The sequence below is a fragment of the Lapidilactobacillus bayanensis genome (assembly GCF_003946695.1).
In the GTDB taxonomy this organism is placed as follows: domain Bacteria; phylum Bacillota; class Bacilli; order Lactobacillales; family Lactobacillaceae; genus Lapidilactobacillus; species Lapidilactobacillus bayanensis.
Genome location: NZ_RHOX01000005.1, coordinates 1 through 12,868, shown reverse-complemented (window position 1 = coordinate 12,868; position 12,868 = coordinate 1). Strand labels below are relative to the sequence as shown.

13 protein-coding genes are annotated in these 12,868 nt (G+C 40.3%); 5 read left to right on the top strand and 8 right to left on the bottom strand.

Annotated features, from left to right (window positions below):
• Nucleotides 1-117: 117 nt before the first annotated feature.
• The 3 genes from EKM65_RS02790 to EKM65_RS02780 form a co-directional block, all read right to left on the bottom strand.
• Nucleotides 118-1,698 carry a peptide chain release factor 3 gene (locus EKM65_RS02790; RefSeq protein WP_125605285.1) on the bottom strand — a complete coding sequence of 527 codons (1,581 nt, stop codon included), beginning with the start codon at nt 1,696-1,698 and terminating at the stop codon, nt 118-120.
• A gap of 301 nt (nt 1,699-1,999) precedes the next feature.
• Nucleotides 2,000-3,355, bottom strand: coding sequence for a hemolysin family protein (locus tag EKM65_RS02785; RefSeq protein ID WP_125605282.1), 1,356 nt, complete (start codon nt 3,353-3,355; stop codon nt 2,000-2,002).
• Nucleotides 3,356-3,460: 105 nt separating this feature from the next.
• A complete protein-coding gene (locus tag EKM65_RS02780) occupies nt 3,461-4,612 on the bottom strand; it encodes an AI-2E family transporter (RefSeq protein WP_125605280.1) in 1,152 nt (383 codons plus the stop codon).
• 134 nt (nt 4,613-4,746) lie between these two features.
• Here EKM65_RS02780 and EKM65_RS02775 point away from each other — a divergent pair, with 134 nt between their 5' ends.
• Together EKM65_RS02775 and EKM65_RS02770 are read left to right on the top strand one after the other, a co-directional pair.
• Entirely contained in the window at nt 4,747-5,199 is a 453-nt protein-coding gene (locus EKM65_RS02775; RefSeq protein WP_125605278.1) for a GNAT family N-acetyltransferase, read from the top strand.
• Complete coding sequence (locus EKM65_RS02770) at nt 5,200-5,667, top strand: hypothetical protein (protein ID WP_125605276.1); 468 nt, start codon at nt 5,200-5,202, stop codon at nt 5,665-5,667. It abuts the gene before it with no gap.
• A gap of 835 nt (nt 5,668-6,502) precedes the next feature.
• On the opposite strand, the gene EKM65_RS02765 is transcribed toward EKM65_RS02770, so the two are convergent.
• From EKM65_RS02765 to recX, 4 genes are all read right to left on the bottom strand, one after another.
• Nucleotides 6,503-7,027, bottom strand: coding sequence for a hypothetical protein (locus EKM65_RS02765; RefSeq protein ID WP_125605275.1), 525 nt, complete (start codon nt 7,025-7,027; stop codon nt 6,503-6,505).
• A gap of 188 nt (nt 7,028-7,215) precedes the next feature.
• A complete protein-coding gene (locus EKM65_RS02760) occupies nt 7,216-8,022 on the bottom strand; it encodes a DNA/RNA non-specific endonuclease (RefSeq protein WP_125605273.1) in 807 nt (268 codons plus the stop codon).
• A 102-nt stretch (nt 8,023-8,124) separates the two neighbouring features.
• Nucleotides 8,125-8,664 (bottom strand): nucleoside tri-diphosphate phosphatase, encoded by a 540-nt coding sequence (ntdP, locus tag EKM65_RS02755; protein WP_125605441.1) that lies wholly within the window; start codon nt 8,662-8,664, stop codon nt 8,125-8,127.
• Between the two features lie 245 nt (nt 8,665-8,909).
• Entirely contained in the window at nt 8,910-9,704 is a 795-nt protein-coding gene (gene recX / locus EKM65_RS02750) for a recombination regulator RecX (protein WP_125605271.1), read from the bottom strand.
• A gap of 95 nt (nt 9,705-9,799) precedes the next feature.
• Here recX and rlmD point away from each other — a divergent pair, with 95 nt between their 5' ends.
• Genes rlmD through EKM65_RS02735 form a run of 3 tightly spaced genes read left to right on the top strand, consistent with a single transcriptional unit; the run spans nt 9,800 to nt 12,525 of the window.
• Nucleotides 9,800-11,182, top strand: coding sequence for a 23S rRNA (uracil(1939)-C(5))-methyltransferase RlmD (gene rlmD, locus EKM65_RS02745; RefSeq protein ID WP_125605269.1), 1,383 nt, complete (start codon nt 9,800-9,802; stop codon nt 11,180-11,182).
• A gap of 40 nt (nt 11,183-11,222) precedes the next feature.
• A complete protein-coding gene (locus EKM65_RS02740) occupies nt 11,223-12,023 on the top strand; it encodes a DUF975 family protein (protein ID WP_125605267.1) in 801 nt (266 codons plus the stop codon).
• 22 nt (nt 12,024-12,045) lie between these two features.
• Entirely contained in the window at nt 12,046-12,525 is a 480-nt protein-coding gene (locus EKM65_RS02735) for a nucleoside 2-deoxyribosyltransferase (protein WP_125605265.1), read from the top strand.
• Between the two features lie 146 nt (nt 12,526-12,671).
• Here the strand turns inward: EKM65_RS02735 and EKM65_RS11425 are convergent.
• Nucleotides 12,672-12,868, bottom strand: a 197-nt coding sequence (locus EKM65_RS11425) for a hypothetical protein (RefSeq protein WP_225420380.1), incomplete at its 5' end; no start/stop codon positions are given.

Here is a 12,868-nt window from a genome sequence, read left to right as displayed (position 1 = left end):
AACAATGGTGCTAGATAAAAGTTAGTTTGAGTTCAGACATTCGTACTCAGGTTTTCATCACATAACAACGCAAACTAAAAGGAGCTGGAATTTTTTATTCCGGCTCCTTTTAGTTTTTTAAAGTTTTGCTGTTAATTGAACATCTGGATATTTATCTTTGAACCAATTTTCTGCAAAACGATTTTCAAATAGGAACAATGGCTGACCCTGCAGGTCCTTAACTAATAGATTACGACTTGATGACATCTTCGTATCTAATTGTTCCGGATTAATCCAGCGAGCAGTTCGCGCACCAATCGGCTTCATGACAACTTCTGAATTATATTCATGCATCATTCGATATTGGAAAACTTCAAACTGCAATTGACCAACTGCACCTAAAATATAATCGTCGGTCGTATAAGTTTTATATAGCTGCACCGCGCCTTCTTGAACCAACTGTTGCATCCCTTTGTGGAATGATTTTTGTTTCATCACATTTTTAGCAGTGACTTCAACGAAAAGTTCAGGTGTAAATTGTGGTAGTTTTTCAAATTCGATTTTTTGCTTGCCAGAATAAATACTATCACCAATCTGGAAATTACCAGTATCATATAGGCCGACAATATCGCCTGCTACCGCAGAACTAACTTGTTCACGTTGTGCTGACATGAATTCCGTCGCGTTATTCAAACGTAAATCTTTCCCTGTTCGCGCCAGTGCAACGGTCATTCCTTTTGCAAACTCACCAGAGCAGACCCTGACGAAGGCAATTCGATCACGATGCGCAGGATTCATATTCGCCTGAATTTTGAAAACAAAGCCAGAAAACTCTGGTTCATCAGCAGCAACAACTGCACCATCTTGTAGTTGATGACTAGCTGGTGCTGGGGCCATACTCAAAAAGCTCTTTAAGAAAGTTTGGACGCCAAAATTGGTTAGAGCAGAACCAAAGTAAATCGGTGTTTGATTACCCGCCGCAATTTTATCTAAATTGAAGGTGTTGCCAGCTTCCGCTAATAATTCAATCTCATCAAGCGTTTGTTGATAAATCGAATCTTCCTTTAATGAATTAGCACCATCAATTTCACCTGTCTCTTTATTTAAAGGAATGAAACGCTGAGCTGCACTCTCAGGACGATACAACTCAATTTGGTGACCGTAAATATCATAAAGGCCTTTAAGACCCTTACCCATACCCATTGGCCAATTCATCGCGACGCCTTCGATATCTAATAAATCTTCCAGTTCTGCAATTAAATCTAACGGTTCACGACCATCACGATCTAATTTGTTCATGAAAGTGAAGATGGGAATGCCCCGTTGTTTGACAACTTTGAACAACTTCTTAGTCTGTGGCTCAATACCTTTCGCCGAATCAATCACCATGACGGCAGCATCGACGGCCATCAACGTTCGATAAGTATCTTCAGAGAAGTCCTCATGCCCAGGCGTGTCCAAAATATTAACCCGTTTGCCGTCAAAATCAAATTGCATCACGGAACTGGTAACTGAAATACCACGTTTCTTTTCGATTTCCATCCAGTCGGATGTGGCAAAGTTGCCGCTCTTCTTACCTTTAACAGTTCCTGCCTGGCGAATCACACCACCAAACAGCAACATTTGTTCAGTTATTGTTGTTTTACCAGCATCGGGATGCGAAATAATCGCAAATGTTCGACGCTTTGAAACTTCTTCATCTAATTGTTTTTTATCCACTTTTAAACTCCTAATAATCTAACCTTTAGTAAAGCTGCTTTAACGAAAGCAACGGATCAGGACAAAAGTCAAGCTGATAATCGGTATCAAAGAAACTAGGGTCTAAATCCATTTTTGGGATTTAGACCCTAGTTATTTTAAACAAAATTGCCGATTCTTTTTGATGCCAGCTAATCTTGATTAGTTAGCTTCACTCAGATGGCTTTACCGTTTGTTTACTTTTAATTTTGTCCTAAATCCTGCTCATTCAGCTCACAATTGTATCATTAAACGACGACTATATTGTCGATCTCACATTGGACTAATCCTCTTCTGTTGTTTCTTCTGAATCATCGGTATCGTGATGTTCTTCAGGCAGAATTAAGGTCACATTCTCCATTCGCGATCCCTGCATCGTACCAGTTGTTAGAATCATGCCATTAGCCAACGTTACTTTTAAATGTTGACCATCATTGGGAATTGCACCTAGTTCAGTGATGACAAAGCCGGCAATCGTATCAACATCGTCATTCTCTAAATCAGTATTGAATTGATCATTAAATTCAGATAACGGCATTTTGCCAGCGATGACATACGTTCTGTCGCCGACTTTGGAGAAGAGTGTCTCAGTTGAATCGGATTCATCATCGATCTCACCGACGATCTCTTCAAGTAAATCTTCAATAGTGGCGATACCAACGACACCGCCATATTCATCAAGCAAAACAGCCATTTGTTGATGAGTTCGTTGCATTTCTAGCAACAAATCATCAATTGTAATGGTTTCCGGAACAAACATTGGTTTTGACATGACATCTGCTAATTGCAAATGTTCAAAGCCGGATTCCCGAGCCATTTTTAAAATGTTCTTGATATGAACAATACCTACAATAGAATCTTTATCTTCCTTATAAACTGGAATCCGTGAATACGGTTGACTGAGAATTTTATCGATATTCTCGCTATTTGAATCATTAATATCAACCATGAAAGCATCGGTTCTTGGGACCATGACTTCGCGAGCCATGGTGTCATTGAAGTGAATGATTCCTTCTAGCATGCTATATTCGTCAGGATTTAAAGCGCCGGTCTTACGAGAACGTTCAATCACGGACAGCATTTCGTCGCGCGTCATCTTATTATCTTCGCTCGCTAAATCAACTGGTGTTACTTTCACCAATAAATTAGTTGATGCCGATAACAACCACACAAACGGCCGCAAGAAGGCCCGGACAACTTTGACCGGTCCAACACTTGCCTTGGCAATCTCTTCAGCCTTAGCCAATGCGACTTGCTTAGGGAATAATTCCCCGAAGACTAACGAAACATACGATAAAATAATCGTAATCACGATCACTGAAGCCTGTTCAGCCCAGCTCGCGTTCCCAAACAATGGCGTTAATAAGCCTGCCATTGAAGTTGCAGCACTTGCAGATGAAAGAAAACCCGCAAAGGTAATGGCAACTTGGATCGTCGCCAAAAAACCACTTGAGTCATTCATGACACCCAACAGAGACTTGGCTTTTTTATCACCATTTTCTGCCTCTGTTTCAATCTTTGTTCGATTCACTGAGACGATCGCCATCTCCGCTGCTGCAAAAAACGCATTAACCAACGTTAAAATGACGATCAAAAGTATCTGTCCACCCAACGAACTACTGGCCGGGTCACCACTCATTATCTAACCAACTCACTTTCAAAATTATGTCTATTAATTGTAATTATACCAATCAGAATAGGTGCTTTCAATACGGCAGGACAGTTCTGCTAGCAAAATTTAAGTTTATTTTGTTTTTTCAGACGTTTTACTGGTGGGATCGACAATTTCTGCTTCAGATTGCGCCCGTTTGCGTAAACGATAAAAGGAAATCAAATATTGAATGACCGTACGAACAACTGCATAGCCAGGAATTGCTAACACAATGCCTAGGAAGCCAAACATATTTCCTGCCACCAATAACAGCACAATGATCGTCAAGGGATGAATCTGTAACGTCTTTCCAATCACGTTGGGATAAAGCAAGTTACTATCGACTTGTTGCACAATAATAACGACAACCGCAACCGCGATAGCTTTAGGGAACGACACCGTTAACGCCACAATAATTGCTGGCAGCACGCCTAACCACGGTCCTAAGTATGGCACGATATTCAAAATACCAGCAACAACACCTAACAGCAACGCATAAGGCATTTGAATAATTAAATAACCGATAAATGTTAACGAACCAACAAATAACATATCTAAAAACTGACCCGAAAAATAGGTTGAAATTGTTTGATTCATCTGTCGCAATAACTCTGCCACTTCACTGCGAAATCTTTCTGGAAAGAAACGTTGAATATTAGGAATCAGCTTCTCACCATCGTGGAGTAAATAGAACAAAATCACCGGAATGGTGAACGCGCTAACGGCAATTCCGCCAATCGAACTGATTAATGAGCTAAAATTACTGACATTGCTAGTAAAATATTTACCAATTTGCAAATACAACGTCTTGGGTTCAAAGTTCATTTGTTCCACCAACTGCGTTAAATGATACTTCTGTGCCCAGTCGCTTTTTAATAAGGCCTGACTTTCTCGTTGAATATCCGTCGCAAATTGGGGTAGGTTACTGACAATATTGGAAATCTGATTCGTTAAATTGGGAATCAACGCACTGAATGCTAAAACGATGACGGCCAATAAAATTAGAAAGGCAATCAAAATACCCCAATTACGTTTGATTTTAAACTTCTCAAGTAAATTGATTAGTGGATTCATTAAATAATACAAGAATCCGGCAATCAGAAACGGTCCAAATAACGTTCCTATGAAAGTCTGAATTGGCGTAAAGACGAAAGAAATCTTGCTTAAGCCAAATATCAGCGTCACAATAATGAGTAATTCGACACTCCAAAAGAACAGTTTGGACTCTTTAAACTTATTAATCATGTTTTATTTTCTCCGTGAAATGAAATAGGCTATAATAAACTTAAATTAGCTAGCATTAAAACTAGGTTAACCAATCATAGCTATCATATTACTCGGTCGCAATGCTAAGAACAATAAAAAGTTGGTCATATCAAGTGGAGATTAAATCAGAAACAGGTCTAACAACCAAAACGTACCAAGATGCTTTAATGATTCGTCGCACAGTCTTTGTGACTGAACAAAAAGTTGATCTAGCTATCGAGATTGACGAAAATGATCCCATTGCCATTAACTATGTCGGTTACTTAGCACAAGTTCCAGCCACAACTGCGCGAATTGTGCCCGCAAAAAATAATGGCTGGCACGTTCAACGAGTCGCGACGCTCAAAGAATTCCGCCATCATCACTACGGCTCTGCATTACTTAATGCCATTGCGACAGACGCTCAAGCTCAGAACATCGCTTACTTAATTCTCGATGCTCAAATAACTGCTATCCCGTTTTATCAGCAATTAGGTTACCATTTAACCGAACGTTCAGAATTTCTTGATGCCGGCATTCGCCATCGCGAAATGATCCTAACGCTGCATCAGAAAGGACAAGCTTAAATGTCAAAAATGAAACTGTTCTTTACCTATTTATTTCTCTTCTTAATTCCTTACGTATTTGCAATTCTTTTAATTGGCACAGCCTATAATGCACTTGTTATCCACTGGTCCAGTTATTGGCGTTTATTAGTCGGCGCGGCCGTTGGTGCGATTTTCATGATGATGTTAAAAGTCATTATCCAACAACCACTGGGACTATTAGTCCTACAAAAGCAACCAAGTGTGTTGCGTTATCTAGGTCGGTTCTTTCTCGTTAGCCACAATCGGCCACTACAAATTTTCAATTTGGGACTTGATGCTGTTTTAAGCATCTGTGGGATTTATTTCACGCGTCTGTTCTTCACCTTTAAATTTATTAGTGACACCGCAATTGGCTGGCTAATTATAGCTATGTTCGTCTCTGTGATGCTCGGTTCCTATTTGGCTTTTGATTTATTAAAAATGGGCGAACCGGAAACAAAATATTAATATGGTGAGCTACCGCATTAAACATTGCTCTGCGTTAAGTCCTAAAACTATTATGTTGCTATTCTCCGCGCCTGCGGAAAATACGTTGGTGGAACGCTGTGGGCATCATCAAAATAACAAAACCTAGAACTGTTATGTTGTGGTTCTCCGTGCCTGCGGGAAATGCGCTGGTGGAACGCCGTGGGCTCGACTTTAAGCCAATCTACGATTGTCTTAAAGCTCGGCCTTGTCGTAAATGCTAAAGCATCAACGACAATTTCACAGCTGACCGCGATTTCCCTCCGGCACTGACAAAAGAGATACTATGGTGTGATTTAACTTCAAGTTTGTACTTCTCAAAATTCCGGGAAGCAATTTAACCACTTGTCAATTTAGCGCTTGCGCAAAGGTTGCCCTCTTGTTTGTTAAGTGGCGGCGAAAGAATACCGCTCAGTAGTGACATTCTTGTTGCAGCTTTAGCTGTTACAAGAAGGCTTGTCTTGGAGACAATTTTGCAAAAATTGGCTTCAAGCAACGCCCACTACGTTCCAGCGCTAAGTATTCTTTCGCCGCCACGGCAACGCGCCACATCCCATGGCAACCTTGGCGTAAGCGCGAAGAACCACAAAATAATGATTTTAGAACCTGACATGTTAGCTTAGACAAAAAAGAACACAAGGCGCAAATTTTTGATTGCGCCTTGTGTTTTATATTACTTTGAGACGAAAGCTGGAGCACTAATGCCTTGATACAACGTTCAATTTGACTAAAAACTTGGTTAAATAGTGCGACGTGATTAATCATCGAACTCAATCCAGTTTTCGTCCCACTTCTTTTTTAATTTAAATCATCTTCTTTAATCTAAATCATCTTCCAACGCTTCAATTTCATCGCTGAGATAAACTAAATAACGTTGCTGGTCAATCTGCTCAATGTCCGTAAATTTCGATTCTTCTAAGAAGTAAGGCTGTTGTGCGTGACCTAAACTCTCCGGCAACTTAACATCTTCTGCTTTCGCCTGATCGAAGGTCTTACTCAACAGTAGATTAACTGGAATTTGGGGCATAAATGCGGGCGCTGCTTGTTGGAATTCAAAAGCACGACCGGCTGGCAATATATACGACTGCCAATTCTCCGGCACCGTGAAATCTGCTGGCACCGCCACACCACTCCAATAAAGATAGCTCTCTGGTGCAAAAACAACTAACCCAACTCGATTTGTCTGACCAAAGTCTTTCAATAATTGTTGATCAATTTTAGCCGTCTGAGGATCAGCTGCCAATTCCTGCCACATACTGTAGAAACTGCCATTAGGATCAATTTGACTGGACAAGGAAACTTGACCAATAATTTTTAGTTGGGGAACTTTAATAATACTCACGACTGACATCTCCTCGAATTAATTGGAAACAGAAATAAAATAACAAATCTCAGTCATTTTACATAGCGCGGAATAAAGATCTGAATGTAAACACCTTAACTGTAACATTGTACTCGTCCAAAAACTTAATCAACTAGAACAGTTAAGTCGATCAGCAAATAATCTAGGCTTTATCCCATTTACTAAGGCTAAGCATTGCTGCTTGTACCGGTGGCGTAATTAATCACGTAATTCGCCTGAACGTTGAAGATGTAAACATTAAAACTAATTTTATCATCTTCAACGGATTGCGCCATCATTTGAATTCCCCGCGCGACTAAATCATTACCGCGAAATACGGGGCGAATCTGGTAGCGGACGTGATGGCTAGTTTTACGAATATATTGAGCAACCGTATTTTCATAGTAGGTCATGCCGGGATCATTTAGCGAACGAGTTCCTGTCATCAAGTTCTTAGCATTATTATTTTGACCGGTTAATTGAAAACCAATTAAGTGGCAGCGGTTGTAAAGTGAATCTTGATGACCATTGTTTATAATCGTCCGTTGATGCCAACCAGTTGGCTTAATATATAATCGCTCACGCTCAGTAGTTGGCATGATGTCGCGGCCAAGCATTGCATTGGCAACACCCACCCGATTCAATGTATCAAGATCAGAATAACGCTCCCAGCTTCCATTCGCCAAGCTTAAGTCACTTTTAGAAAAAGTCGGTTGATTATCATTAACGGCGATAATTTGCTGCTGGTCGTAAGTGAGTCCAGCTAATTCACTTGGAGCACTGTTAGCCTCTGTTTTGGTTTGACCATCAGCAGTTGGCGCCTCAGCAGCAACTTTACTACTGGTCAAGGCACTACTGGTATTAGTGGTTGTTGTTTGGTCCTGATTATTGGGTCCCTTTAAATACCAACCGACCAAACCAATCAATATGACGACGATTAATGATGGTAGACTATATTTTTGTTGACGTTTACGTGAATACCGTCTTTTAGCCATGGTTCGTTCCTCCCGCTAAAGTCGCTAATGTGCCAAGCACAAAATAAAAAGAGCTAGGACTTTTGATCCCCAGCTCCTAGAACTAGATTACGCACCTATTACTTAAGCACGGCGATGCAATAATTCTTGATAACGGCGATACCAAATATCAATGTAGGCCTGCGAAAAAGGTCCCTTACCTTGATTAATCCAATCAACCAGCACTTTAACATTCTGCTTGAGAATATGATCAATCTCTGGTGGATAATTCCAGTACACACTATGTTGCTTATATTCATCGACATCTAACAATCGTTTCTCTCCGTTGGGAAAAACCTTAATGTCTAAATCGTAATCGATATATTTCAACGCCTCACGATCTAAAGCATAAGGGGTTGCTAAATTACAATAATAAGAAACTCCGCTGTCACGAATCATAGCGACTACATTAAACCAATAATGCTTATGAAAAAAAACAATTGCCGGCTCACGAGTAACCCAACGGCGACCATCATCTTCTGTAACTAAAGTGTGATCGTTACAGCCGATTAATGAATTCTCGCTGGTCTTGAGCACCATTGTTTCCTTCCATGTGCGATGCAAACTGCCGTCATGCTTATAGCTTTGGATAGCAATATAGTCCCCTTCCTTGGGAACTTGCATCAATTATCTAACCTACTTTCATGGAACTTAACTATTCTTAATTATTATAACAAACCTGCGTTTGAATTACATTGTCCGGTGCTAAATTTGCCCAATCTAAAAGTAATTGTTTGAGCAGGCCTTAAGATTACCATTATTTAATTCCATAAAAGTGCGCGTATTTTGACTTAATACAGCTTAATTGATTCTGACTTTAAAATTTCAAAGTCACCTACTGCAGTTTTTAACACGCTATCTTTTACGCATTATTCTGAATGATCTTCTAACCAGCGATTAATGTCGTCGAAATTAAATCCTTTACGTGCCAGTGCCTGTTTGAATTTTTGTCGTTGCTTTGAATCTGACAATGGGCGATAGCGGCGCACAATTTTGGCTGCCGTCTCGTCGAGAAGATCGTGTTCATCTTCTGGATCAACCGAAAAATCTAACTGCTCAAAAATTAACGTGATTTCGTCACCAGTAAATCCCTTTTGTTGCAGTGATTGCCGAACCTTTTGTTGGCGAACACGTTGGGCTAGTTTGGCCTGACGTTGCCAAACTTTTTTAGCCAGTTTTGTTCCATTTTCGACTGTGGTTTCAGTGTCATATAGCGCTAGTGCATCGGTAATCTCTGTCGCCGCGACACCTTTTTGTTTCAATTCACGGTCAATGACAATCCGCCCTTTTTCATGTAGCGCCATATTGGTACGTACGTATGCCTTCGCGTATTCAGCATCATCCAAATATTTCTGTTCAGTTAATTGCACAATAATTTTTTCAATCGTATCAGCACCAACATCGTGATCGTGTAAATATGTTCGCATTTCCTTGATCGTTCGTAATTGATAACTTAAATAGTTCAGGGCAAGTTGATGTGCTTGCGAATTAGCATCGGCCGCCAATAATTGCTTCTTTAACTCAGCATCAACTTCTTGATCCTTCATTAGGGCAAAATCAATCAAAACATCTTCACTAACGGGAAAGGCATATTGACCATCGAGGAAAATATTATAGCGACCCGGACGCTTCTGTGCGGTAATTTTTGTAATTTTTGCAGTCATTGACTACCTCCAACATCGCTTTAAAGCACGAAATCATTTATACTTAGACTAACATTAATCATTTTAACATGAGAATGATAAAAAAGAGGTTAACCATGAAACAACAAAATAATGTTGTCGTCGAAGTCGGTCAACGTTTCCCAATTACTGCCCATAAAATCGGCATTAATGGTGAAGGTATCGGCTATTTCCAACATAAAGTCACATTTGTGCCAGGCTTGTTACCAGAAGAAGTTGCCGTTGTAGAAGCAACACAAGTCACTGATCGCTATATTCGTGCCAAAATTCATAAGCTGCGGCAAACATCCCCTCAGCGGGCTACCGACGTTCCAGAAATCAGCAATAAAGTTGGTGGTTTGGAATTTGCGCATCTTAAATATCCCGACCAACTTGTTTACAAGAATGATTTAATTAAACAAGCTTTAGAGAAATTCAAGCCACGTGGTTACGAACATTATCAAATCTTGCCACCAATCGGTGCTGACAATCCTTGGCACTACCGCAACAAGGCGCAATTTCCAATCGAGCAATTAGCTGATGGGACTTTAATTAGTGGTCTCTATCAACCAAATACGCAAACTTTAGTCGATTTGCCGGAAATGCCCACGCAAAGTGAACTGACCTTAAGTGTTGTGCGACGTTTACTACCAATCTTGACTGAATTACAGATGCCAATTTATGATGCTAAAACTAATTCTGGGATTATTAAAGCTGTGGCGGTTCGCGAATCACAATTACGGCACCAAGCGCAATTAACTTTCATCACTAATTCTAAGAAGATGCCTCACAAACAGCCCTTACTAACCCTGATTGCTGAGAAGATTCCAGAAGTTACAGGAATCTTTCAAAATCTCAATCAATCTAAACAGGGATTATTCTGGGGTGACGAGACTTGGAAACTTGCTGGTGCTGATTATCTTGAAGAACAACTAGGGGATTTAAAATTTTTACTGTCACCCCGTGCATTCCTACAATTAAACTTGGCCCAAACTGAAAAACTTTATCAAGTTGTGACTAAATTCTTAGCTCCCCAACCTGACGATCAATTATTAGATGCTTACGCCGGTGTAGGAACGATTGGTCTAAGTCTCGCCAGTAAAGTTCACTCAGTAGTCGGTATTGAAGAAATTCCTGACGCCGTCGCTGATGCACGGCAAAATGCCAAACATAATCAGATTACCAACGCAATTTATTACACCGGTAAAGTGGAAAGCAAACTGCCTAAACTCCAAGCTGAAGGCAATTACTTCTCTGCAGTCGTCGTTGACCCACCAAGAGTTGGTTTAGCAGATAGTTTGATTCAAACCCTATTGTCAGCAATACCGGAAAAAATAGTTTACATTTCTTGCAATGAATCAACTTTAGCTCGTGATTTGACCAAATTAACGAAAGCCTATCAAGTTGAAAAGATTCAAATGGTCGACATGTTCCCAGAAACAGCGCGCGTTGAAGCAGTCGTCCAACTAAAGTTACGTTAAAATAGCAAAACTAGCTTTTTAAAGACGAAGGGAGATTCTAATGACTAATTATTTAACACGACCACAAATTAAAAAACGCGCACGCCAAACTATGAAACATCATTACGGCACTGCGTTTGCGCTCAACTGGTTACCGATGATCGGTATTATCTTAATCGGTTTGATTCTGGTTGTCAGTATTGGCGTCTTCATCGCTGCCTATCTGACTTCAGAAACATTTCGCCATACCGTCAACACGGCCGTTAATTCTGCTGCAAAAGCCGGCCGCGATGGTTCAGCTGCTAGCAACGGCGGTATCAATCCATTCACGTCTTTCGGCGGTAGTTTGATCGGCACAATTATCAACACGGGAATTGTCTTTGCTTCACTAGAATGGCTGCGTCTCAAAGATGACCAAGTTCTGGAGCACCCTTTCAAAAAAGCCTTTCAGGGTTTTAAGTTTGACTATCTTTTAGGTATCATTGTGCTGTATCTGTTAACGTCAATTGCTAGCATAGTTGGTTTAATGTTATTCATTATCCCCGGAATTCTCTTCGACTATGCCCTACGAATCGTTTATCTACTCTATTATGATGTCGGTGACAAATACGGTTACTTAGAATTACTTAAGCTAAGTTGGAAATTAATGCGCGGCCACAAATTTGATTTATTCATCTTCCAATTAAGCTTCTTCTGGTGGTATTTAGGCGTGATCTGCACCTTTGGCTTATTGTCACTTTATGTGATTCCTTATTATAATCTCGCCTTTGCAGCCTTTTACGACAATATTTATCAAAATAGTGAGTTGGCAACTGAAAACTCAAACGATACGACTGATTCATCTGATACTATTAATTACTAATTCAGCTTTTGGAGGGACAATAATGCATTTTTATTTTGCTAATGGTTTATTCTCACAAGCAGATGTCAATTTCAACGCACAATTGGCCACGAAGATTCGCGCGATTTCACCAGAAATTGACGTTTATCTTCCACAAGAAAACGCGGCGATCAATGATAAACAAGCCTATGCCGACTCTAAGATGATTGCGCAAGCGGATACCAATGAGGTACTACGCAGTGATTTAATGATTGCGATTCTAGACGGTCCGGTCATTGATGCCGGTGTCGCCAGTGAAATTGGTGTGGCTTATGCGAAAAACATTCCCATCTTTGGTTTATACACTGATTCACGTCAGCAAGGCTTCAACAACTCGAAAAAATTAGCCGCGTTAGCCGAAATCTGCGAAAATCAATTCCACTATCTAAATTTATACACCACTGGTTTAATCAAGCTGAACGGCACCATTTATAATAGCGAAATTGATTTACTTGCGGGTATTCAACAATTCATTTCCAAATAATCGGTTTTAAAAATAGGACGAAGATTGGCTTGTAGTAGATTCTGTTTGCTGATTTTATCTTATGATAATTTAACTAAACGACCACGACAAATATCGTGGTCGTTTTTGTATATATTGAGGCGTTTCTAATTAAAGACCTAAAACTGTTATATTGCGGTTCTTCGTGCCTGCGGAAAATGCGCTGGTGGAACGCTGCGAGCATTGGTTTGAACCGAATGCCAAGACCTAAAACTGTTATATTGCATTTCTTCGTGCCTGCGGTAAATCGCTGGTGGAACGCTGCGAGCATTGGTTTGAGCCGAATCAAAACCAATTCGTCTCAAACTCAAGCTTTGTTGTAAGT

What these genes read in the sequence shown, in the direction of transcription:
- ntdP (WP_125605441.1), bottom strand. Translation starts at nt 8,664, where the DNA reads ATGCAAGTTCCCAAGGAAGGGGACTATATTGCTATCCAAAGCTATAAG.
- EKM65_RS02735 (WP_125605265.1), top strand. Translation starts at nt 12,046, where the DNA reads ATGCATTTTTATTTTGCTAATGGTTTATTCTCACAAGCAGATGTCAAT.
- EKM65_RS02785 (WP_125605282.1), bottom strand. Translation starts at nt 3,355, where the DNA reads ATGAGTGGTGACCCGGCCAGTAGTTCGTTGGGTGGACAGATACTTTTG.
- EKM65_RS02770 (WP_125605276.1), top strand. Translation starts at nt 5,200, where the DNA reads ATGTCAAAAATGAAACTGTTCTTTACCTATTTATTTCTCTTCTTAATT.
- EKM65_RS02740 (WP_125605267.1), top strand. Translation starts at nt 11,223, where the DNA reads ATGACTAATTATTTAACACGACCACAAATTAAAAAACGCGCACGCCAA.
- rlmD (WP_125605269.1), top strand. Translation starts at nt 9,800, where the DNA reads ATGAAACAACAAAATAATGTTGTCGTCGAAGTCGGTCAACGTTTCCCA.
- EKM65_RS02780 (WP_125605280.1), bottom strand. Translation starts at nt 4,612, where the DNA reads ATGATTAATAAGTTTAAAGAGTCCAAACTGTTCTTTTGGAGTGTCGAA.
- recX (WP_125605271.1), bottom strand. Translation starts at nt 9,704, where the DNA reads ATGACTGCAAAAATTACAAAAATTACCGCACAGAAGCGTCCGGGTCGC.
- EKM65_RS02760 (WP_125605273.1), bottom strand. Translation starts at nt 8,022, where the DNA reads ATGGCTAAAAGACGGTATTCACGTAAACGTCAACAAAAATATAGTCTA.